This window comes from Planococcus sp. SE5232 (assembly GCF_050686535.1).
In the GTDB taxonomy this organism is placed as follows: domain Bacteria; phylum Bacillota; class Bacilli; order Bacillales_A; family Planococcaceae; genus Planococcus.
This window is the reverse complement of the sequence record NZ_JBOGCP010000008.1, coordinates 14,310-36,063: the sequence shown is the minus strand read 5'-3', so window position 1 is coordinate 36,063 and position 21,754 is coordinate 14,310. Positions and strand designations below refer to the sequence as shown.

General features: G+C 43.6%; 20 protein-coding genes and 1 other annotated feature. All 20 genes read right to left on the bottom strand.

Annotated elements, in window-relative coordinates; genetic code table 11:
- Positions 1-23: 23 nt before the first annotated feature.
- Entirely contained in the window at positions 24-536 is a 513-nt protein-coding gene (ilvN, locus tag ACRC6Q_RS18380; RefSeq protein WP_223643171.1) for an acetolactate synthase small subunit, read from the bottom strand.
- The gene (ilvB, locus tag ACRC6Q_RS18375) at positions 533-2,260 is read right to left on the bottom strand and encodes a biosynthetic-type acetolactate synthase large subunit (RefSeq protein WP_223643169.1); all 1,728 of its coding nucleotides are present in this window, start codon (positions 2,258-2,260) and stop codon (positions 533-535) included. Before ilvB ends, ilvN begins: the two co-directional genes overlap by 4 nt.
- Positions 2,261-2,603: 343 nt before the next feature.
- Entirely contained in the window at positions 2,604-3,503 is a 900-nt protein-coding gene (gene ilvE, locus ACRC6Q_RS18370) for a branched-chain-amino-acid transaminase (protein ID WP_223643166.1), read from the bottom strand.
- 326 nt (positions 3,504-3,829) lie between these two features.
- Complete coding sequence (gene tuf / locus ACRC6Q_RS18365) at positions 3,830-5,017, bottom strand: elongation factor Tu (protein WP_431467195.1); 1,188 nt, start codon at positions 5,015-5,017, stop codon at positions 3,830-3,832.
- A 114-nt stretch (positions 5,018-5,131) separates the two neighbouring features.
- Positions 5,132-7,210: an elongation factor G gene (gene fusA / locus ACRC6Q_RS18360; RefSeq protein ID WP_223643164.1), complete on the bottom strand. Its 2,079-nt coding sequence runs from the start codon at positions 7,208-7,210 to the stop codon at positions 5,132-5,134.
- A gap of 51 nt (positions 7,211-7,261) precedes the next feature.
- Positions 7,262-7,732: a 30S ribosomal protein S7 gene (rpsG, locus tag ACRC6Q_RS18355; RefSeq protein WP_223643162.1), complete on the bottom strand. Its 471-nt coding sequence runs from the start codon at positions 7,730-7,732 to the stop codon at positions 7,262-7,264.
- A gap of 44 nt (positions 7,733-7,776) precedes the next feature.
- Entirely contained in the window at positions 7,777-8,196 is a 420-nt protein-coding gene (gene rpsL, locus ACRC6Q_RS18350) for a 30S ribosomal protein S12 (RefSeq protein ID WP_049694534.1), read from the bottom strand.
- Between the two features lie 97 nt (positions 8,197-8,293).
- Positions 8,294-8,542, bottom strand: a complete 249-nt coding sequence (locus tag ACRC6Q_RS18345; protein WP_223643160.1) for a ribosomal L7Ae/L30e/S12e/Gadd45 family protein — start codon at positions 8,540-8,542, stop codon at positions 8,294-8,296.
- A gap of 135 nt (positions 8,543-8,677) precedes the next feature.
- On the bottom strand, positions 8,678-12,283 hold the full coding sequence (gene rpoC / locus ACRC6Q_RS18340) for a DNA-directed RNA polymerase subunit beta' (RefSeq protein ID WP_223643158.1): 3,606 nt from the start codon (positions 12,281-12,283) through the stop codon (positions 8,678-8,680).
- A gap of 107 nt (positions 12,284-12,390) precedes the next feature.
- Positions 12,391-15,945 carry a DNA-directed RNA polymerase subunit beta gene (gene rpoB / locus ACRC6Q_RS18335; RefSeq protein WP_223643156.1) on the bottom strand — a complete coding sequence of 1,185 codons (3,555 nt, stop codon included), beginning with the start codon at positions 15,943-15,945 and terminating at the stop codon, positions 12,391-12,393.
- A 216-nt stretch (positions 15,946-16,161) separates the two neighbouring features.
- Complete coding sequence (locus ACRC6Q_RS18330) at positions 16,162-16,764, bottom strand: class I SAM-dependent methyltransferase (RefSeq protein WP_223643154.1); 603 nt, start codon at positions 16,762-16,764, stop codon at positions 16,162-16,164.
- 126 nt (positions 16,765-16,890) lie between these two features.
- On the bottom strand, positions 16,891-17,250 hold the full coding sequence (rplL, locus tag ACRC6Q_RS18325; RefSeq protein WP_142830507.1) for a 50S ribosomal protein L7/L12: 360 nt from the start codon (positions 17,248-17,250) through the stop codon (positions 16,891-16,893).
- Positions 17,251-17,307: 57 nt separating this feature from the next.
- Positions 17,308-17,808, bottom strand: coding sequence for a 50S ribosomal protein L10 (gene rplJ / locus ACRC6Q_RS18320; RefSeq protein ID WP_223643150.1), 501 nt, complete (start codon positions 17,806-17,808; stop codon positions 17,308-17,310).
- Between the two features lie 31 nt (positions 17,809-17,839).
- Positions 17,840-17,988: a sequence feature (ribosomal protein L10 leader region), on the bottom strand.
- Positions 17,989-18,030: 42 nt separating this feature from the next.
- Complete coding sequence (rplA, locus tag ACRC6Q_RS18315) at positions 18,031-18,729, bottom strand: 50S ribosomal protein L1 (protein WP_223643148.1); 699 nt, start codon at positions 18,727-18,729, stop codon at positions 18,031-18,033.
- A 105-nt stretch (positions 18,730-18,834) separates the two neighbouring features.
- Positions 18,835-19,260 (bottom strand): 50S ribosomal protein L11, encoded by a 426-nt coding sequence (gene rplK / locus ACRC6Q_RS18310; protein ID WP_006828906.1) that lies wholly within the window; start codon positions 19,258-19,260, stop codon positions 18,835-18,837.
- 164 nt (positions 19,261-19,424) lie between these two features.
- Entirely contained in the window at positions 19,425-19,958 is a 534-nt protein-coding gene (gene nusG / locus ACRC6Q_RS18305; RefSeq protein ID WP_142830501.1) for a transcription termination/antitermination protein NusG, read from the bottom strand.
- A 103-nt stretch (positions 19,959-20,061) separates the two neighbouring features.
- On the bottom strand, positions 20,062-20,247 hold the full coding sequence (gene secE / locus ACRC6Q_RS18300) for a preprotein translocase subunit SecE (protein WP_223643146.1): 186 nt from the start codon (positions 20,245-20,247) through the stop codon (positions 20,062-20,064).
- A gap of 59 nt (positions 20,248-20,306) precedes the next feature.
- On the bottom strand, positions 20,307-20,453 hold the full coding sequence (rpmG, locus tag ACRC6Q_RS18295) for a 50S ribosomal protein L33 (RefSeq protein WP_223643144.1): 147 nt from the start codon (positions 20,451-20,453) through the stop codon (positions 20,307-20,309).
- 69 nt (positions 20,454-20,522) lie between these two features.
- Entirely contained in the window at positions 20,523-21,173 is a 651-nt protein-coding gene (gene sigH / locus ACRC6Q_RS18290; RefSeq protein WP_223643142.1) for an RNA polymerase sporulation sigma factor SigH, read from the bottom strand.
- Between the two features lie 71 nt (positions 21,174-21,244).
- A complete protein-coding gene (locus ACRC6Q_RS18285; RefSeq protein ID WP_223643140.1) occupies positions 21,245-21,754 on the bottom strand; it encodes an NYN domain-containing protein in 510 nt (169 codons plus the stop codon).

The window sequence follows — 21,754 nt, the reverse complement described above, 5'->3', positions numbered from 1 at the left end:
TTTCCTCCTCGGGTTTGGGTTTTTTATAGGATGTTCAATTGCGGTGTTTGTGCTTTTTGTGTTTCTCTGACAAAAGCGGATACCCCAGTTCGGGTCAGCTCTTTCACACCATACGGTCTCATCAGATCAATAAATGCTTCAATTTTTTCTGGGTCGCCTGTTACTTGGAATGTTGTTACATTTTTACTCATATCGACCACTGTCGCCCGGAACGGCTCAACGATGCTGAGAACCTCATTTCGGACTGCTGGAGGAACGACCACTTTGACCAGTGCCAGCTCCCTCATCACCATCGCCTTATCGGTAATGTCATTCACTTTGAGTACATCAATTTGTTTTTGCAGCTGCTTTAATAACTGCTCCAATTTGCCTTTATCTTCTACATTCACCACAAAAGTCATTTTTGATATACCAGGTTGCTCTGTATGGCCTACCGAAATGCTTTCGATGTTGAACTGCCGTTTCATCAGCAACCCAGTAACGCGGTTCAACACCCCGCTTTGGTTGATCACTGTCGTTGTAATGACTCGTCTCATTCGCCTTTCACTCCGATCATTTCATCCAAGCCTTTGCCCGGCGCAACCATCGGATAAACACATTCCAACTGCACCACGCGGCAATCGATCAAGGCTGGCTCGTTTGAATTAAATGCTTCTGCGAAAACCGCTTCTGCTTCTTCCATCGTTTCCACTTTATAGCCTTTGATGTCGTAAGCTGCGGCCAGCTTCACAAAATCAGGTTGTACAGGAATTAACGATTGGGAATAACGCCCTTCGTAGAATGTTTCCTGCCATTGTCTGACCATACCGAGGCTTTGGTTGTTCAAGATAACAACCTTCACCGGAAGCCGCAGCTCTTGAAGCAACGATAATTCCTGTAAAGTCATTTGGAATCCTGCATCTCCTACAATAGAGATAACTTGCTCATCCGGTTTTGCCAATTGTGCCCCGATGGCTGCCGGGAAACCAAAGCCCATTGTGCCAAGGCCACCCGATGTCACCCAATTATGCGGGTTGTTGAAGCGATAGTATTGAGCCGCCCACATTTGGTGCTGGCCTACATCCGTTGTTACGACTGCATTGCCTCCGGTCAAGCGGTGTATCAACTCAACCGCTTGTTGAGGGAGAATACCTTCCCGGCCTTTCAAATGATACTGAAGTGGGTATTCCACTTTGTCACCGGATAGCTTCGCTAGCCATTCAGCGGTATCCGGGCTTTCAAACGTTTGATTGAGCAATTGAGACAACGCTTCTTTAGCATCGGCTACAATCGGGATCGCTGTTGGAACGTTTTTGCCGATTTCTGCAGGGTCGATGTCGATATGGATGACTTGTGCGTTTGGAGCAAAGCTAGCAAGATTTCCCGTCAACCGATCATCAAACCGTGCGCCTACGTTCAATAACACATCGCAATCACAAATTGCTGTATTCGCTGTATAAGTTCCGTGCATGCCGGCCATTCCTAGGAATAGTTCATGTTCGCCAGCGATACTGCCCAAACCGAGTAATGTGTTCGTGATTGGAATTTGGTGTCTTTCAGAAAAAGTTTTCAGCTCTTCTGTCGCTTTTGCAGCGAGTATACCAGCTCCAGCTAGGATCAATGGCTTTTTCGCCTGGGATAATAATTGTGCAGCTTTTTGGATCTGAAGGTAATTCGGATTTGTTGTCGGTTGATAACCCGGTAGATACACGGCCTCTTCTTCTTTATTGGACATGAACAATTCGGTTGCAATATTTTTAGGAATGTCGACCAGAACCGGACCAGGACGTCCTGTGGAAGCAATATAGAATGCTTCTTTAATGATTCTCGGAAGATCCGCTACTTTTTTCACTTGATAATTATGCTTTGTAATCGGTTGTGTGATACCGATGATGTCCGCTTCCTGGAAAGCATCAGTTCCAATTACGGAAGTTGCAACTTGGCCTGTGAAGATGACCAGTGGCAAGGAATCCAGCATGGCATCTGCTATGCCGGTCACTAAATTCGTGGCTCCAGGACCCGATGTAGCAAGAACAACTCCGGCTTTCCCCGATACTCTTGCATAGCCTTCAGCGGCATGGATTGCACCTTGTTCGTGTCTAGCCAATACATGGCGTATTGGATTTTTGTGCAAGGCATCGTAAATTGGCAGCACCGCGCCTCCTGGATATCCAAAAATGATGTCTACACCTTGACCTTTTAAAGATTGAATCAGTACGTCTGCACCATTGCCTGTCAGCTTCTGTTTAACTTCTTCTCTAACCTGTACGTTTACTCCCAATCCTTCCGCCTCCTTTTCTAAGTCTCCGGTGGAATAAAACAAAAAAACTTTTCCATCCCTACACAAAGAAACATGTTCTTCGCATAGGGATGAAAAAGTTTCATGGTACCACCCTATTTCACTGCGCAACCGCAGCCTCATGGATAAGTCTTGCTTATCCGCTGATAACGATGATTTCTAACTTGCAAACCACCGGGACTACCTAAACAGCCGAAGCTTTTCAGCAATCCACTCAGAGGGGATGTCGCAAATGGTTGTATTACCGGCTTCCACCTGTACCGGCTCTCTGTGAATACAGTTTCCATCTACTTTAACCTCGTCATTGAGTTGAACTTCTATTTTTTTATACTGCGTTTAAATGATCGCTATACACCTTTACGCCATCGTTCTGAACTAGTTCTCTAAATGATTCTAGTAAGTCATTCGTAACCGGACCTGGCTTTCCTTCGCCGATCACTCGGCCGTCCACTTTAACTACTGCAATTACTTCAGCAGCAGTTCCGGTAAGGAAAACTTCATCTGCTACATACACATCATGTCTTGTAAAAACGCCTTCTTGGATGTCGTAGCCTTTTTCAACAGCTACATCCATAATTGCATTGCGTGTAATTCCTTCCAGTGCTCCTACATAGCCTGGAGGTGTCAATAACTTATTTTTACGAACAATAAAAATGTTGTCCGCTGACCCTTCAGCTACATAACCTTGGTCATTCAGCATAAGCGCTTCAGAAACACCCGCCAAGTGGGCTTCAAGTTTAACTAAAATATTATTCATGTAATTCAATGATTTAACTTTAGGGCTTAACACATCCGAACGGCTTCTGCGTGTAGCCACCGAGACAATTTCAATCCCTGTTTCATACATCGATTTCGGAAACAGCGATAAAGGTTCAGCGATTACAATGACACTCGGATGAGAACAGCTATAAGGATCTAATCCAAGATTTCCGACACCCCGTGAAACGATAAGACGAATATAGGCATCTTTAAATTTATTTTCCCTTAATGTTTGAACGACTATTTTAGTCATTTCTTCAAAAGTATGTGGAATCTCGAGCATCACGGATTTTGCTGAATCGTAAAGCCGCTCTAAATGTTCTTCCAGCCGAAAGACATTACCGTTGTAAGAACGGATTCCTTCAAATACACCATCACCGTATAAAAAACCGTGATCATAAACTGAAATTTTAGCGTCTTCCTTTTTAACGAATTCACCATTTAAATAAATTAATTGTTCGCTCATGATGTCCACTTCTTTCTCGAAAGTTTTATAATATGCAATATATCGAATTCAGTTTGCGTCTTGTAAATTGTTGCTATCATATCGCCTATTTGAAGGCGTGTCAATCAACTTCCTGCTATATTTTTATTAATTTTGAATATTCGTAAACTATGTATCCGTTTTCATTGTTGCTATCACTGGGTTAAGTAGATTTTTTAAAAAGTTTGAATATTTTATGAACAACCCTTTGATTTAGCTGAAATTTCTTTTAATACTTCATTTTAAAGCAAAAAAAGACCTTGTCTCAGTTTAATGAGACAAGGTCTTTAATCAACACTTAGCAGTTATTACTTAGTGATTGTAGCAACAACGCCAGCGCCTACAGTACGTCCACCCTCACGGATAGAGAACTTAGTTCCTTCTTCAAGTGCGATAGGAGAGATTAGAGAAACGATCATTTCGATGTTATCTCCAGGCATAACCATTTCTACACCTTCAGGAAGGTTACAAACGCCAGTTACATCAGTTGTACGGAAGTAGAACTGTGGACGGTAGTTTGTGAAGAATGGAGTGTGACGTCCACCCTCTTCTTTTGAAAGAACGTAAACTTCAGCTTTGAACTCAGTGTGTGGAGTAATTGTGCCTGGTTTAGCCAATACTTGTCCACGTTGTACGTCATCACGAGAAACCCCGCGAAGAAGTGCACCAATGTTGTCGCCAGCTTCTGCATAGTCAAGCAATTTACGGAACATTTCTACACCAGTTACAGTAGTAGATTTTGGCTCTTCAGTAAGACCAATGATATCAACGTTATCACCGATTTTGATTTGTCCGCGTTCAACGCGTCCAGTAGCAACAGTACCACGGCCAGTGATTGAGAATACATCCTCAACAGGCATCATGAATGGCTTGTCAGTATCACGTGGTGGAGTAGGGATATACTCATCAACCGCGTTCATCAATTCAACGATTTTATCTTCCCATTCTGCTTCTCCTTCAAGAGCTTTAAGAGCAGAACCTTTGATGACAGGAATATCGTCGCCAGGGAAGTCATATTCAGAAAGAAGATCACGAACTTCCATTTCAACTAGTTCAAGAAGTTCTTCGTCATCTACCATATCGCATTTGTTCATGAATACTACTAGGTAAGGAACACCAACTTGACGTGAAAGAAGAATGTGCTCACGAGTTTGTGGCATTGGGCCATCAGCAGCAGATACTACTAAGATTCCGCCGTCCATTTGAGCAGCACCAGTGATCATGTTTTTAACATAATCGGCGTGTCCAGGGCAATCTACGTGTGCATAGTGGCGTGATTCAGTTTCATACTCAACGTGTGAAGTATTGATTGTGATACCGCGCTCTTTTTCTTCAGGTGCGTTGTCGATTTGAGCGTAAGAACGAGCTTCCCCGCCTGATTTTTTAGCAAGAACTGTAGCGATTGCTGCAGTCAAAGTTGTTTTACCATGGTCAACGTGACCAATTGTACCAATATTCGCGTGCGTTTTAGAACGATCAAATTTAGCTTTTCCCATTAGAAAAATCCTCCTCAAAATGTAAGTGAATGTTCGTTTGAAGTGCCGGAATAATAGGGCCCTATTATTCCGTGCATACAAACTATTTATACTTTATTAAAGATCAAAATTCAATTATTGACCTTTATTTTTTTTGATGATTTCTTCAGAAATTGATTTCGGTACTTCTTCATAGTGATCGAAATGCATTGAGAACACACCGCGGCCTTGCGTGTTTGAACGCAATGAAGTTGCATAACCGAACATTTCTGCAAGAGGTACCATAGAACGAACTACTTGTGCGTTTCCGCGAGCGTCCATACCTTCTACACGGCCTCGGCGTGACGTAATGTCACCCATGATATCTCCGAGGTATTCCTCAGGGATAACAACCTCGACACGCATAATTGGCTCAAGAAGAACCGGTCTAACTTTAGAAATTGCATTTTTAAGCGCCATAGAAGCAGCAACTTTAAATGCCATCTCATTCGAGTCAACATCATGGTAAGAGCCATCGAACAAGCGTGCTTTGATATCGATCAAAGGATATCCGGCAATAACACCGTTGTCTAGAGAGTCGCGCAGACCCGCTTCAACTGCTGGGATGTATTCACGTGGAACAACACCACCAACGATACCATTTTCAAATTCAAAACCTGCTCCTTCTTCGTTTGGAGAGAACTCAATCCAAACGTGTCCGAATTGTCCGCGTCCACCAGATTGGCGTACGAATTTACCTTCAACTTTAGCAGACTCACGGAATGTCTCACGGTAAGATACCTGAGGTGCACCCACGTTAGCTTCTACGTTGAATTCACGGCGCATACGGTCAACTAGGATATCAAGGTGAAGCTCACCCATACCTGCGATGATCGTTTGGCCAGTTTCCTGGTCAGTATGCGCACGGAAAGTTGGATCTTCTTCTTGCAGTTTTGCAAGGGCTTGACCCATTTTATCTTGATCCGCTTTTGACTTAGGTTCCACAGAAAGTGAGATAACAGGCTCTGGGAATACCATACGTTCAAGAATTACTTGTTGTTTCTCGTCACTTAAAGTATCACCAGTTGATGTATCTTTAAGGCCGATAGCAGCAGCAATATCTCCGCAATATACTTCAGCGATTTCTTCACGGGAGTTTGCGTGCATTTGAAGGATACGTCCTACGCGCTCACGCTTGCCTTTAGAAGAGTTCTGAACATACGAACCAGATTTAAGAGATCCAGAGTACACACGGAAGAAAGTCAATTTCCCAACATATGGATCTGTCATTACTTTAAACGCCAACGCAGAGAATGGCTCGTCCTCGCTAGGTTTACGCAATACTTCTTCATCTGAATCCGGAAGAACACCAGTCATTGGTGGTACATCAAGTGGAGATGGCAGGTAATCAATTACTGCATCAAGCATTAATTGAACCCCTTTATTTTTAAATGCAGTTCCGCAAACCACTGGGTAAAACTCAACATCTAGTGTTCCTTTACGGATACCAGCTTTAAGTTCTTCTACAGTGATTTCTTCCCCACCCAGGTATTTTTCCATTAAGTCTTCATCAAGCTCAGCAACAGCTTCCACTAGTTTAGTGTGCCACTCTTCAGCAAGCTCTTTGTACTCTTCAGGAATTTCACCTTCTGTGATTTCAGTCCCCAAATCGTTTGCATAGAAACGAGCGTTCATTTCAACAAGGTCAATAATTGCTGAAAACTCGTCTTCTGCGCCGATTGGCAATTGGATCGGGTGAGCATTTGCTTGTAGGCGATCATGTAAAGTACCTACAGAGTAAAGGAAATCAGCACCGATTTTATCCATTTTGTTGATGAATACGATACGTGGAACTCCGTATGTTGTAGCTTGGCGCCAAACTGTTTCAGTCTGAGGCTCAACACCTGATTGAGCATCAAGAACTGTAACAGCACCATCAAGTACGCGCAATGAACGTTCAACTTCTACAGTGAAGTCTACGTGTCCTGGAGTATCGATGATGTTAACACGGTGGTTTTTCCATGAAGCAGTTGTAGCAGCAGACGTGATTGTGATACCGCGTTCCTGCTCTTGCTCCATCCAGTCCATTTGAGAAGCACCTTCATGCGTTTCCCCAATTTTGTGGATTCTACCAGTGTAATATAAAATACGCTCCGTAGTAGTCGTTTTACCAGCATCAATGTGTGCCATGATCCCGATATTACGTGTTTTGTCTAAGGAGAACTCTCTAGCCATGTTGTTTTTCTCCTTCCGTTTCGGATTAAGATGTAAACATCTCGAAAGAAATTACCAGCGATAGTGAGCAAACGCTTTGTTTGCTTCCGCCATTTTATGAATATCTTCACGTTTCTTAACAGCTGAACCAGTGTTGTTAGCTGCATCTAAAATTTCATTAGCCAAACGCTCTTCCATTGTTTTCTCTCCACGAAGACGTGAATAGTTTACAAGGTAGCGAAGACCTAAAGTTGTACGGCGTTCAGGACGAACTTCAACCGGTACTTGGTAGTTAGCTCCACCAACACGGCGAGCGCGTACTTCAAGAACTGGCATAACGTTAGTCAATGCTTGTTCGTATACTTCAATCGGATCTTTACCGCTGCGTTCTTTAACTAACTCAAACGCTCCGTATAGGATCTTTTGTGAAGTACCTCTTTTTCCGTCAACCATCATTTTATTAATTAAGCGTGTCACCAATTTTGAATTATAAATTGGATCTGGCAACACGTCACGTTTAGCTACAGGACCTTTACGAGGCATGTATGTTCCTCCTTTCAACGAAATCTCTTCGTTTATTTAACTTATTATTTTTTTACTTTAGGACGTTTAGTTCCGTATTTAGAACGGCTTTGCATACGGCCGTTAACTCCAGCTGTATCAAGTGCTCCACGTACGATATGGTAACGCACACCCGGTAAATCTTTTACGCGTCCGCCGCGAAGAAGAACTACACTGTGCTCTTGAAGGTTGTGACCTTCTCCAGGGATGTAAGCATTAACCTCAATTTGGTTCGTCAAACGCACACGCGCATATTTACGCAATGCGGAGTTTGGTTTTTTAGGTGTCATCGTACCAACACGAGTACATACTCCACGTTTCTGTGGTGATGTCACGTTAGTCTGAGACTTTTTAAAGCTGTTATACCCTTTGTTTAACGCTGGTGAATCTGATTTCGTGCTCTTTGGTTTACGAGGCTTGTTAACTAATTGGTTAATTGTAGGCATCGATTTTTCCTCCTCTCAAAAGGTGTTCTAATACCACATATCCAGGTGGTTCATTTTTGGGTAAAAAACAAAGTCTTTGTGTTTTACACAAAAACTGTTATCCAGTAATAGCCACAGCAGCTGCACCGACATTAATGCCATATGCTTTGCCAAGCTTCAATCGTGAATCTGCAAATTCGATCCGAATACCTTTTTCTAAGGCTAGTTGGATAATCTGTTCGGTCATTCGATCGTCCGCGTCTTTTGCCACTATTATCTCTTGGACAATACCGCTTTTTAATGCTTTTACTGTCTGCTTTGTACCGATGATTATTTGACTTGCCTGTTTTACTTTTTCATTAGACATTTGCATATCCTCCAAAGTGTCAGACCGTTAACCATCAACCCTCAACATATTATCATTCTATGACAATGCTGTCAACTGAATTCTTAAAAAATCCCGGGGAGGTTTCAAAAGCTCCCCGGAACCCATCTATCTATTTTATGACTCTGTTCCGACGATTTCCTGCTTCGCAGCTTTTTCGCTTTGTGCAATTTTAATTTGACGGTAACGTTGCATTCCTGTTCCGGCTGGAACAAGTTTACCGATGATCACATTCTCTTTCAATCCCAGAAGCTCATCACGTTTCCCTTTGATTGCTGCATCTGTTAGGACGCGGGTCGTTTCCTGGAAAGACGCGGCTGATAGGAATGATTCTGTTTCTAGAGAAGCTTTCGTGATACCCAAGATTACAGGACGGCTTGTCGCCGGCAAGTTGCCTTCGAGCACCGCTTTGACATTGGCCTCAGTGAATTGGTGAATATCCAAAAGTGAACCTGGCAGCAATTCAGTATCGCCGGCTTCAATGACACGTACTTTACGGAACATTTGACGGACCATAACTTCTACGTGCTTATCACCGATTTCTACCCCTTGCATACGGTATACTTTCTGAACTTCTTTCAATAGATACACTTGAACAGCCTGAACGTCTTTTACTTGAAGCAATTGTTTCGGATCGATTGAACCATCCGTCAATACTTCACCTCGAACGATGACGTCATCAACTTGAACCTTGATGCGCGCATTATAAGGAGCCAGGTATTTACGTGTTTCAACATCACCTTGAATCGTTACTTCTTTCTGGCCTTCGCGGATTTCATCGATTTCAGTAACTGTACCTGTAATTTCTGAAATTACTGCCTGGCCTTTCGGGTTACGCGATTCGAATATTTCCTGGATACGCGGAAGACCTTGTGTAATATCGTCTCCTGCAACCCCGCCTGTATGGAATGTACGCATCGTAAGCTGAGTTCCTGGTTCACCGATTGATTGAGCTGCAATAATACCTACTGCTTCGCCCACTTCAACTTCGTCTCCAGTTGCCAGGTTAGTGCCGTAACATTTCTTACAAACGCCGTGTTTTGTATTACATGTGAACGCAGAGCGAATCGTTACTTCTTTGATTCCCGCTTCAACAATGAGGCGAGTCAAATCCTGTGTAATCAATTCATCTTTTGCTACAATTATTTCTTTTGTTTCCGGATGGCGGATTGTTTTCTTAGCATGACGGCCAACGATACGCTCATCAAGCTCTTCAATCACTTCTGTGCCTTCCATCAACGCTCCTACCAGCAAGCCTCGGTCAGTGCCACAGTCATTTTCGCGGACGATTGCATCTTGTGCAACATCTACCAAACGACGGGTCAAGTAACCAGAATCGGCTGTTTTAAGTGCTGTATCGGCAAGACCTTTACGCGCACCGTGGGTAGAGATGAAATATTCAAGTACTGTCAATCCTTCACGGAAGGAAGATTTAATCGGAAGTTCGATAATGCGCCCAGCCGGGTTGGCCATCAATCCACGCATACCCGCCAGCTGCGTAAAGTTAGATGCGTTACCACGAGCTCCGGAATCACTCATCATAAAGATTGGATTCAAGTTATCAAGAGACGCCATCAGTTTGCTCTGGATGATGTCTTTTGCATTACTCCAATACGAAATGACACGTGCATATCGCTCTTCTTCTGTAATCAATCCGCGCCGGAATTGTTTCATTACTTTATCTACATTTTCTTGGGCATCGACCAGAATTTCTCCCTTATCCGGAAGAACTACGATATCCGCCACACCAACAGTAATGCCGGCTTGTGTCGAATATTTAAATCCAAGGCTCTTCATGCGGTCAAGCATTTTAGAAGTTTCCGTAATATGGAAACGTTTGAATACTTCTGCGATGATTTCACCAAGAATTTTCTTCTTGAACGGTGTCACAAGTTCCGCTTCTTCAATATGCTTACGAATATCCGTCGTTGTCGCGACGAAATATTTCGATGGTGTTTCCACCTGCAGATTGTAATCAGTCGGTTCGTTGATATATGGGAATGACTTCGGCAGAATTTCATTAAAAATAATTTTACCGACAGTTGTCAATAAAAGCATTTTGTTCTGTTCTTCTGTGAATGTCGGGTTGTTGACGGCTCTAGCTTGGATTGCAATACGTGTATGCAAGTGCACATGGCCTGTTTGATAAGCGATCATCACTTCTTCAGGTCCTGAGAAAGTTGCGCCTTCTCCTGTAGCACCTTTACGCTCAAGTGTTAAGTAATAGTTTCCTAGAACCATATCCTGAGATGGTGTTACAACAGGTTTTCCGTCTTTTGGATTCAAAATGTTTTGAGCTGCAAGCATCAATAATCTAGCTTCTGCCTGAGCCTCAGATGATAGAGGTACGTGAACAGCCATTTGGTCACCATCGAAATCGGCATTGTATGCAGTACATACAAGCGGATGCAGACGAATTGCTTTACCTTCAACTAGTGTCGGTTCAAATGCCTGGATACCCAATCTGTGAAGAGTCGGTGCTCGGTTCAGTAGAACCGGATGCTCCTTGATGACATCTTCCAATACATCCCAAACTTCAGAATGAAGACGTTCGATTTTGCGTTTTGCACTCTTGATGTTATGGGCCAATCCACGTTCAACCAATTCTTTCATAACGAAAGGTTTAAACAATTCAATTGCCATACCTTTCGGCAAACCACATTGATACATTTTCAGGTTAGGTCCAACTACGATAACCGAACGGCCCGAATAATCCACTCGTTTACCAAGAAGGTTCTGACGGAAACGCCCTTGCTTCCCTTTCAGCATATGAGAAAGAGATTTCAATGGACGGTTACCAGGTCCTGTGACCGGACGACCGCGACGGCCGTTATCGATCAATGCATCAACAGCTTCCTGAAGCATGCGTTTCTCGTTTTGAACAATGATACTTGGTGCTCCAAGGTCTAAAAGACGCTTCAAGCGGTTATTCCGGTTGATTACGCGGCGATAGAGATCATTTAAATCAGAAGTCGCAAAGCGGCCCCCGTCTAATTGAACCATCGGGCGAAGTTCGGGTGGAATAACAGGTAGAACATCAAGAATCATCCAATCAGGATTATTCCCTGAGTTACGGAATGACTCAACCACTTCAAGGCGTTTGATCGCACGGGTGCGGCGTTGGCCTTGAGCTGTTTTCAATTCTTCTTTTAAAGAATCCGTTTCGCGTTCAAGGTCGATTTCCTGCAATAGACGCTTGATTGCTTCTGCTCCCATAGCAGCTTGGAATTTTTTCCCAAACTTATCACGGTAAGCGCGGTATTCTTTTTCAGAAAGAAGTTGTTTCTTCTCAAGCGGTGTATCCGCAGGATCGATGACTACATAAGAAGCAAAATAAATAACTTCTTCAAGTGAACGCGGAGACATATCTAAGATAAGTCCCATGCGGCTCGGAATCCCTTTAAAATACCAGATATGAGATACAGGAGCTGCTAGTTCAATGTGGCCCATGCGCTCACGACGAACTTTTGAACGTGTGACTTCAACGCCACAGCGATCGCAGACGACGCCTTTATAACGAACACGCTTGTATTTACCACAATGGCATTCCCAGTCTTTTGTAGGACCGAAAATACGTTCACAGAACAAACCATCTTTTTCAGGTTTCAGTGTACGGTAATTGATTGTTTCTGGCTTTTTGACTTCTCCATAAGACCATGAGCGAATTTTATCGGGTGACGCTAATCCGATTTTCATATACTCAAAATTATTAACATCTATCAAGGAGCCTACCTCCCTTTTGTCTCGAGTTTCTGTACGGCTCTTCCTCGGTAATGGCTAAGTGAATAAATGGAAAACGGCCGGTTAAAGCCGTTCGAATCCAATAGGTATTAATCAATTGTTCCAACCGGTGCTTCTGTATCTGCAATCGGGAGGATGTTCAATGAATCCGCAGGCTGAAGATCTTCTTCTTCATCCAAATCGCGCAACTCAATTTCTTCATCATCAATCGTCAACATCTTAACATCCATGCCTAAACTTTGAAGTTCTTTAATCAAAACTTTAAATGATTCCGGTACGCTTGGTTCCGGTACACTTTCGCCTTTAACAATTGCTTCATAAGTTTTAACACGGCCTACGACATCATCCGACTTAACCGTTAAGATTTCCTGCAATGTATGCGCGGCACCATATGCTTCAAGTGCCCATACTTCCATTTCACCAAAACGCTGTCCGCCGAATTGCGCTTTACCACCCAATGGCTGTTGTGTAACCAGTGAGTAAGGCCCAGTTGAGCGGGCGTGCAATTTATCATCGACCATGTGGGCAAGTTTAATCATGTACATGATACCTACAGACACACGGTTATCGAAGGATTCGCCAGAACGGCCATCATAAAGAATCGTTTTGCCATCGCGCGGCATACCTGACTCTTCCATTGTTTCCAGCACATCTTCTTCATTCGCTCCATCAAATACAGATGAAGCCATATGAATTCCAAGTGAACGGGAAGCCATTCCAAGATGTAATTCAAGTACCTGGCCGATATTCATACGGGATGGTACACCTAGCGGGTTTAACATGATGTCGACCGGTGTGCCGTCTGGCATGAATGGCATATCTTCTTCAGGCAGAATTCTTGAAATAACACCCTTGTTTCCGTGACGTCCAGCCATTTTATCGCCAACAGAGATTTTACGTTTTTGAACGATATATGCACGAACCAGTTGGTTAACACCCGGTGGCAATTCGTCTCCATCTTCACGGTTGAAGATTTTAACATCCAGTACAATACCGCCAGCGCCGTGAGGCACCCGCAATGAAGTATCGCGCACTTCACGTGCTTTTTCACCAAAGATCGCATGAAGAAGACGTTCTTCAGCAGTCAATTCAGTAACGCCTTTAGGTGTTACTTTACCAACCAGAATATCTCCATCTTTCACTTCAGCTCCGACACGGATAATTCCGCGGTCATCCAAGTTACGCAATGCGTCTTCCCCGACGTTCGGGATATCACGCGTAATTTCTTCAGGCCCCAGTTTCGTATCACGTGAATCGGATTCATACTCTTCGATATGGACAGATGTGTAAACATCGTCTTTTACTAAACGTTCACTCATGATGATCGCATCTTCGTAGTTAAAACCATCCCATGTCATGAAGGCTACCAGTACGTTTCTTCCTAATGCCATCTCTCCGCGTTCCATTGAAGGTCCGTCAGCAAGAATATCGCGTTTGGAAACACGGTCTCCAACTTTAACGATCGGGCGTTGGTTATAGCTTGTCCCTTGGTTGGAACGGACGAATTTCTGCAGTCTGTAAGTATCAAGGTCGCCTCGGACTTCGTTGCCATCGACAACTTCGATACGACGGACAGAAATTTCCTTAGCTTCCACATATTCCACAATACCATCATTTTTCGCTACTACAGCTGCCCCAGAATCACGCGCTGCCAAGTGTTCCATTCCGGTTCCTACAAAAGGAGCTTCCGGGTTTAATAACGGAACTGCTTGACGCTGCATGTTCGCTCCCATTAATGCTCGGTTGGAGTCATCATTTTCAAGGAACGGGATACAGGCTGTCGCTACTGAAACGACCTGCTTCGGAGAAACGTCCATGTAGTCGATGCTGCCGCGTTTGTAAACGGTGTTCTCACCGCGGAAACGTGCAACAACGCCTTCTTCAACGAATGAACCATCGTCATTCAACTTCGAATTGGCCTGGGCCACTACATAATTATCTTCTTCATCAGCAGTCAAGTAGTCAATGTGTTCTGTGACCACTCCGGTTTCAGCATCTACACGGCGATAAGGAGTTTCAATGAAACCGAACTTATTCACTTTCGCAAATGTTGAAAGCGTGTTGATCAAGCCAATGTTCGGACCCTCAGGCGTTTCAATCGGACACATACGGCCATAGTGGGAGTAGTGAACGTCACGCACTTCAAAGCCTGCGCGTTCACGCGTTAAACCACCGGGTCCAAGCGCCGATAGACGGCGTTTATGCGTCAATTCAGCTAATGGATTGGTTTGATCCATAAACTGAGAAAGCTGAGAGCTGCCGAAGAACTCTTTAATCGATGCAATAACCGGACGGATATTGATCAATTGCTGAGGAACGATTGCTTGTGTATCGTTGATCGACATACGCTCACGTACCACGCGCTCCATACGGGATAATCCGATACGGAACTGGTTCTGCAGCAATTCACCTACTGAACGGAGACGGCGGTTACCAAGATGATCGATATCGTCCGTGTTTCCGACACCATAAAGAAGGTTAAAGAAGTAACTGATAGAAGAAATAATATCAGCCGGTGTGACATGTTTGATCTTGTCTTCTATATAAGCATTACCGATGACAGTAATTTCTTTTTGGTCTTCATTGTTTGGCGCGTAGATTTTGATCGACTGCAAGGTAACTTCACCTTCCAGGACACCACCTACTTGGGAAACAGTATGGAAACCAACTCCATTTTCCAAGTTTGGAATCAAGCGATCGAGTACACGGCGATCAATCAATGTGCCAGCTTCCACCAAAATTTCGCCTGTTTCAGGATCCGCCAAAGTTTCAGCAATGGTCTGATTGAAGAGACGATTTTTAATATGAAGCTTCTTGTTCATCTTATAACGGCCGACATTTGCTAGGTCATAGCGTTTTGGGTCGAAAAAGCGTGAGTACAATAAGCTCTTCGCACTTTCAACTGTTGGCGGCTCACCAGGGCGTAAGCGTTCGTAGATTTCAAGAAGCGCTTTTTCCGTGCTTTCTGTGTTATCTTTTTCAAGCGTGTTTTGAAGGAATTCGTTATCTCCAAGTAAATCGATAATTTCCTGGTCAGATCCGAAACCAAGCGCTCTCAAAAGAACTGTTACTGGCAGTTTACGTGTGCGGTCAATTCTGACGTACACGACATCCTTCGCATCTGTTTCATATTCCAACCATGCGCCACGGTTTGGAATAACAGTTGCCCCGAAACCTTTTTTACCATTTTTATCTGTCTTGTCGTGAAAATAAACACTTGGCGAACGAACCAATTGGGAAACGATGACGCGTTCTGCGCCGTTGATGACGAAAGTACCCGTTTCTGTCATTAATGGGAAATCTCCCATAAAGACATCCTGTTCTTTCACTTCATCTGTTTCTTTGTTGTGCAGACGTACTTTGACGCGCAAAGGTGCTGCATAAGTAACGTCGCGCTCTTTCGATTCATCGACTGGATACTTCGGTTCCGCGAGACTGTAATCAACAAACTCGAGTGACAGATTTCCTGTGAAATCTTCAATCGGCGAGATATCCCGGAACATTTCGCGAAGCCCTTCTTCAAGGAACCATTCGTAAGATGATGATTGAATTTCAATCAAGTTCGGAAGATCCAGCACTTCACTGATTCTCGAAAAACTTCTGCGTTGACGATGTTGACCGTACTGAACTAGTTGACCTACCAACTTATTCACCCCTCAATAAAACGATTATAGGTCTTTGCGATTTCTACAAAATAGTGTATGATATCGAAAAGACAAAAAGAAAACGAGACTAAAGAGCAGCCCATTTTCGGTTTACACGTGATTAGCTCTGTCGTCATGCCAAGCCCGAAAAAGGGCAAACGACCTCAAAATAATAAATTTTGCATTTCATTATAATAACACAGCCGTTTTGTCAAGTCAAACTTTTCTGGCCTCAAAAATAAAGTAGCCTTTCTTCTTATCGACCACTCTTACTTCACCGAAAAGCTCTTCCAGTTTTGCCTGTGTAGAAGGAGCACCCTGCTTTTTCTGGATAACCACCCACAACGATCCACCATCCGCTAACTTTCCAGCAGCCTCTTCATAAAAACGAAAAATAGTTTCTTTTCCTGCCCGAATCGGCGGGTTTGTTAAAATTGCAGAGAAATCGTCAACTTCAACAGCACCTAAACCATCGCTTTCATAAATCTGGACATTGGAAATATCATTCTTTTCAACATTTGTTTTTGCCAGTTCGATGGCGCGTGTATTAACATCCACCATATGAACTTGTTTTTGAGGAAATGCTTTTGCGACCGCCATTCCGATTGGGCCATAACCGCAGCCAACATCCAGCATCGGTCCATCTAGCTCAGCTTCTTCGAATGTTTCGATCAATAGTCGCGAACCAAAATCAACTTCACTTTTACTGAAAACACCAGTGTCAGTCTGGAAACGGAATTTTTCGCCACGCAACACGTCTGTCCATTCTCGAGGATTGCTTTTTGTTTGGGGATTTTTAGAATAATAATGTTGAGACATGTAAAGCCCTCCTTGCGTTCACCTTATTACAGGCCACTGCCCGCTATGCAAATGAATTTAAAAAGAAGAAAAGCCCGTCGGTTATCCACTGACGAGCTTTCCTTTCATTTTGATAAAGTCATTAAATTACTTAACTTCTACAGATGCGCCAACTTCTTCAAGTTTGCCTTTGATTTCTTCAGCTTCTTCTTTAGTAGCGCCTTCTTTGATTGCTTTAGGAGCTTCGTCTACAAGAGCTTTTGCTTCTTTAAGACCAAGACCAGTTACTTCACGTACTGCTTTGATTACTTTGATTTTTGAATCGCCAGCAGAAGTAAGAACTACGTCGAATTCTGTTTGCTCTTCTTCAGCAGCAGCGCCACCAGCAGCAGCAGCAACTGGAGCAGCAGCAGTTACGCCGAACTCTTCTTCGATTGCTTTTACTAGGTCGTTAAGTTGAAGAACTGTCATTTCTTTGATTGCGTCTAAGATTTGTTCTTGTGTCATTATAGTTTCCTCCTATTGATAGGTAATATTTTTTGTCGTGCTTAGCCGGCTAACTTATTAAGCGCCTTGTTCTTCTTTCTGGTCTGCAACTGCTTTTGTAGTAGCTGCAAAGTTGCGGATTGGAGCTTGTAGTACGCTGAGTAGCATAGAAAGCAAGCCATCGCGTGATGGAAGTTCTGCCAATGCTTTCACATCTTCAGCAGATGCAACCGCACCTTCAATGACACCCGCTTTAATTTCTAGAGCGTCGTTCGTTTTAGCGAAAGTATTGATGATTCTCGCTGGTGCTACTACATCTTCGTTAGAAAATGCAATTGCGTTTGGTCCTGTAAAGTGTTCGTTGATCGCTTCAAGTCCGTGCATTTCTGTCGCACGGCGAGTCATTGAGTTTTTGTAAACTTTAAACTCAACGCCTGCTTCACGAAGCTGTTTACGAAGTTCTGTTAATTGCGCAACGTTCAATCCACGGTAATCAACAACTACAACTGAAGCTGCAGCGCTGAACTTATCAGCGATTGTTTGCACGACAACTTTTTTCGTTTCAACTGCTTTGCTCATTTTGGCACCTCCTATAGATTTTTCATTTATACCGTCCATAAGAAAAGCCTCTGGTCCATTACAGACACAGAGGCATAAAATCAGCATCAAAAAGATGTTATCTGAATTCATCATGTCCTCGGCAGGGATAAATTAAGCGTCTTGCGCCCCTGCTGTCTGCGGTACAAATGGGTATTTCACAACTCCGCTAGTATAGCAGAGTGAAAATACGATGTCAATATCTTATTTAGCAACCACTTTAGTTGGATCTACTTTAACAGCAGGCCCCATTGTAGTAGTAACGTTTAACGATTTGATGTAAGTACCTTTAGCAGAAGCTGGCTTCGCTTTTTGTACTACGTCATAGATTGCTTCCAAGTTTTCAGCAAGTTTGCTGTCATCAAAAGAAACTTTCCCGATTGGCGCATGGATGATACCTGTTTTGTCTGCACGGTATTCCACTTTACCAGCTTTGATTTCCTGAACAGCTTTTGTTACATCAAATGTAACTGTGCCTGTTTTCGGGTTTGGCATTAAGCCTTTTGGCCCTAAAACACGTCCAAGTTTACCAACTTCACCCATCATGTCAGGAGTTGCAACGATCACGTCGAAGTCAAACCATCCTTTTTGGATTTTTTCGATATATTCAGCATCGCCAACGAAATCTGCGCCAGCTGCTTCAGCTTCTTTCAGTTTTTCGCCTTTAGCGAAAACCAATACGCTTTGAGTTTTACCAGTTCCGTTTGGAAGTACTACTGCCCCACGGATTTGCTGGTCGTTCTTACGCGTGTCGATCCCTAGACGGAAAGCCACTTCTACTGTAGCGTCAAAGTTCACTGTGCTTGCTTTTTTCGCAAGTTCGATCGCTTCTTTAGCTTCGTATTGTTTTGAACGGTCGATCAATTTTGCTGCTTCTTGCAGCTTTTTGCCTGTTTTAGCCATTTTAAACGTCCTCCTTGTTGTGGTATAACGGAATGAACCTCCCACGATTAAAGGCTGCGCGGCTCATGATGAACTGCGCAACCCATCCAAAAACAACTGCTAGAATTAGTCTTCGATTGTAATGCCCATACTGCGAGCAGTACCTTCAACCATCAACATTGCAGCTTCTACTGAAGCAGCATTTAGATCTGGCATTTTAGTTTCTGCGATTTCGCGAACTTTGTCGCGTTTCACAGTCGCTACTTTATTGCGGTTCGGTTCGCCTGAACCTGATTCAATACCGGCTGCTACTTTTAAGAGAACAGCTGCGGGTGGAGTTTTCGTAATGAATGTAAATGAACGATCTTCAAATACTGAAATCTCAACTGGAATGATCAGTCCTGCTTGATCTGCCGTACGCGCGTTGAACTCCTTACAGAAGCCCATGATGTTAACACCTGCTTGACCCAATGCTGGACCAACCGGTGGCGCTGGATTAGCTTTTGCTGCAGGGATCTGCAACTTTACAACTTTAACAACTTTTTTAGCCACGAAACACACCTCCTTAAGTCCGTGATGTGGTAATAGGGTTTCCCCTCCCACTCAATATCTGTCTGTCAACGATGTTGATAGAATTAGCTAAATTGTACAGATTGTCCTATGACAGTCTGACCTATGAAATAATACCATTAATAATTCGGAATAGCAAGGGGCATTTATACTTTTTGAACTTGCTCGAAATCCAGTTCCATTTTGGTTTCGCGGCCGAAGATATCAATCGACACTTTAACTTTGCCTTTTGTATCATCGATTTCTTCCACTTTACCTTGGAAGTTGGCGAATGGCCCTTCCATCACTTCAACTGTATCGGCAACCGCAAAGTCAATATCCACCTTGCGTTCTGTCATTCCCATCTGTTTCAGGATGAAATCGACTTCTTCATCCAATAAAGGCGTCGGTTTAGCTCCACCGCCTGATGAACCGATAAATCCTGTAACTCCTGGTGTGTTTCTGACCACATACCAGGATTCGTCTGTCATGATCAATTCGACCAAGACATAACCCGGGAAGGTTTTGCGCATGACTGTACGTTTTTTGCCATCTTTAAAATCCGTTTCCTGTTCTTCAGGAATGATGACGCGGAAAATAAGATCTTCCATACCCATTGTTTCTACACGCTTTTCCAGGTTTGCCTTCACTTTGTTCTCATATCCGGAATACGTGTGGACTACATACCAATTTTTCTCCATAATCGTGCGGACTAAACGTCCATCCCTCCTTTTTTACCAAATGAAAAAACCCGTTCTCATAGAATGACGGGCTATTTTTTATGCGTTATTCTTGTCGAATCGCTTACAGTGCTAAGAACCAACGGAATACTTCCGAGATGCCTGCGTCAATTACCGCGAAGAAGAGAGCCATGAAAATACAAGTAGAAAGAACAACGATCGTATAACGAGTTAGTTCTTTTCGTTTCGGCCAGCTGACTTTCCGCATTTCCGAAACGACATTCTTAAAGAAACTGCCAATGTTACCCATTGTTTAAAAAACCTCCGAATTTCAAAATCACTCTATATCGTCCGGCATTCAGTTAAAATTCATATCGTTTGTTTATGCACGGTATGCCCATTGCAATGAGCACAGAATTTTTTGAGTTCCAAACGTGTGCCGGATTCCACTTTCGCGGGAACCGTATAATTGCGGGATGCACATTTCGAGCAGCTTAGAACAATTTTTTTAGCCATGTTATCACCTTATTCAAGTTTACAGCTTTTTCAAGGTTATCACCTTCAAACAGCCCTGTCAACCGCGCGTCAGGAGCTCGGCATCTCATTGATTTGCAAGTGGCGCTCCAGTTTTCGCTTAACCCGTTGCAGTGCATTGTCAATCGATTTTACGTGGCGTTCGAGCTTTTCTGAAATTTCCTGATAGGATTGGCCATCTAAGTAGAGGGCCAGCACCTCACGCTCAAGTTCACTTAGTACCTCGCCCATCTTTTCTTCCATATACTGAAATTCCTCATTATGAATGATCAGGTCTTCCGGATCGTCCACTCCGTTTCCGGTCAAGACATCCATCAGGGTCCGGTCAGACTCTTCGTCATAAATCGGCTTGTCCAAAGATACATAGGAATTCAACGGAATATGCTTTTGGCGCGTAGCCGTTTTGATGGCGGTGATAATCTGCCGAATGATGCACAATTCTGCAAACGCACGGAATGAAGATAATTTATCGCTCCGGAAATCGCGGATCGCCTTGTACAGCCCGATCATGCCTTCCTGGATAATATCTTCCTTATCAGCGCCGATCAGGAAATACGAACGCGCTTTCATTCGAACAAAAGGCCGGAACTTTGTAATCAAAAAATCCAATGCTTCCGTGTTTCCACTGTGGACTAAACTGACAAGTTCCTCATCTGTCATGTCGGTGAATCGTTGGGGCTGAACTTGATCATGATTTTCCACGGGTGATCCCTCCGATTGCGTGAGCCTCGATATCTTCAGTATACAGGAAGAAAAAAATGAGCGTCAACCGTTCATTTCAAGCCTCTTCGCCATTTTTCGAAAATTTCCGCTACTTCGCCGGACAGCGGAATCTTGGAAATCCCGCGCTGCTCCTGGATTTCTTTTACTTTTTTAGTGATGTTCTCCTGTATTTCAATCATTTCAATTTCGAGTTCGCGCGCTGAAATTCGCAATGCCCCTTTGCCGAAAATAACCCATTGCTCCGTTAAATCCGAAGTGGCTACATAAATCTGGTCCCGGCGATTGTTTAAAATCGCCACCAGTTTTTCAATCCGTTCATCTGCCGTTTCGCTTTCTTTTGTGAAAATGACTTCAACATCGTGGTGCAGATTCTTGGCTTCGATCCCTGGAACGAGATGGGCGTCGAAAATGATGATGACGCGCCACCCCTTATAGCTGCGGTATTCAGCCATCCGCTCTATGAGGCGATCTCTGGCATTCGCCAACTTATCTTTTTTCAGTTCCTGCAGCTCCATCCAGTCACCAATGATATTGTATCCATCAACCAGCAGAATATTCAT

Coding starts and splice junctions, on each gene's coding strand:
- ilvN (WP_223643171.1), bottom strand. CDS start 536: ATGAGACGAGTCATTACAACGACAGTGATCAACCAAAGCGGGGTGTTG.
- ilvE (WP_223643166.1), bottom strand. CDS start 3,503: ATGAGCGAACAATTAATTTATTTAAATGGTGAATTCGTTAAAAAGGAA.
- tuf (WP_431467195.1), bottom strand. CDS start 5,017: ATGGGAAAAGCTAAATTTGATCGTTCTAAAACGCACGCGAATATTGGT.
- fusA (WP_223643164.1), bottom strand. CDS start 7,210: ATGGCTAGAGAGTTCTCCTTAGACAAAACACGTAATATCGGGATCATG.
- rpsG (WP_223643162.1), bottom strand. CDS start 7,732: ATGCCTCGTAAAGGTCCTGTAGCTAAACGTGACGTGTTGCCAGATCCA.
- rpsL (WP_049694534.1), bottom strand. CDS start 8,196: ATGCCTACAATTAACCAATTAGTTAACAAGCCTCGTAAACCAAAGAGC.
- ACRC6Q_RS18345 (WP_223643160.1), bottom strand. CDS start 8,542: ATGTCTAATGAAAAAGTAAAACAGGCAAGTCAAATAATCATCGGTACA.
- ACRC6Q_RS18330 (WP_223643154.1), bottom strand. CDS start 16,764: ATGTCTCAACATTATTATTCTAAAAATCCCCAAACAAAAAGCAATCCT.
- rplL (WP_142830507.1), bottom strand. CDS start 17,250: ATGACACAAGAACAAATCTTAGACGCAATCAAAGAAATGACAGTTCTT.
- rplJ (WP_223643150.1), bottom strand. CDS start 17,808: ATGAGCAAAGCAGTTGAAACGAAAAAAGTTGTCGTGCAAACAATCGCT.
- rplA (WP_223643148.1), bottom strand. CDS start 18,729: ATGGCTAAAACAGGCAAAAAGCTGCAAGAAGCAGCAAAATTGATCGAC.
- nusG (WP_142830501.1), bottom strand. CDS start 19,958: ATGGAGAAAAATTGGTATGTAGTCCACACGTATTCCGGATATGAGAAC.
- secE (WP_223643146.1), bottom strand. CDS start 20,247: ATGGGTAACATTGGCAGTTTCTTTAAGAATGTCGTTTCGGAAATGCGG.
- rpmG (WP_223643144.1), bottom strand. CDS start 20,453: ATGGCTAAAAAAATTGTTCTAAGCTGCTCGAAATGTGCATCCCGCAAT.
- ACRC6Q_RS18285 (WP_223643140.1), bottom strand. CDS start 21,754: ATGAATATTCTGCTGGTTGATGGATACAATATCATTGGTGACTGGATG.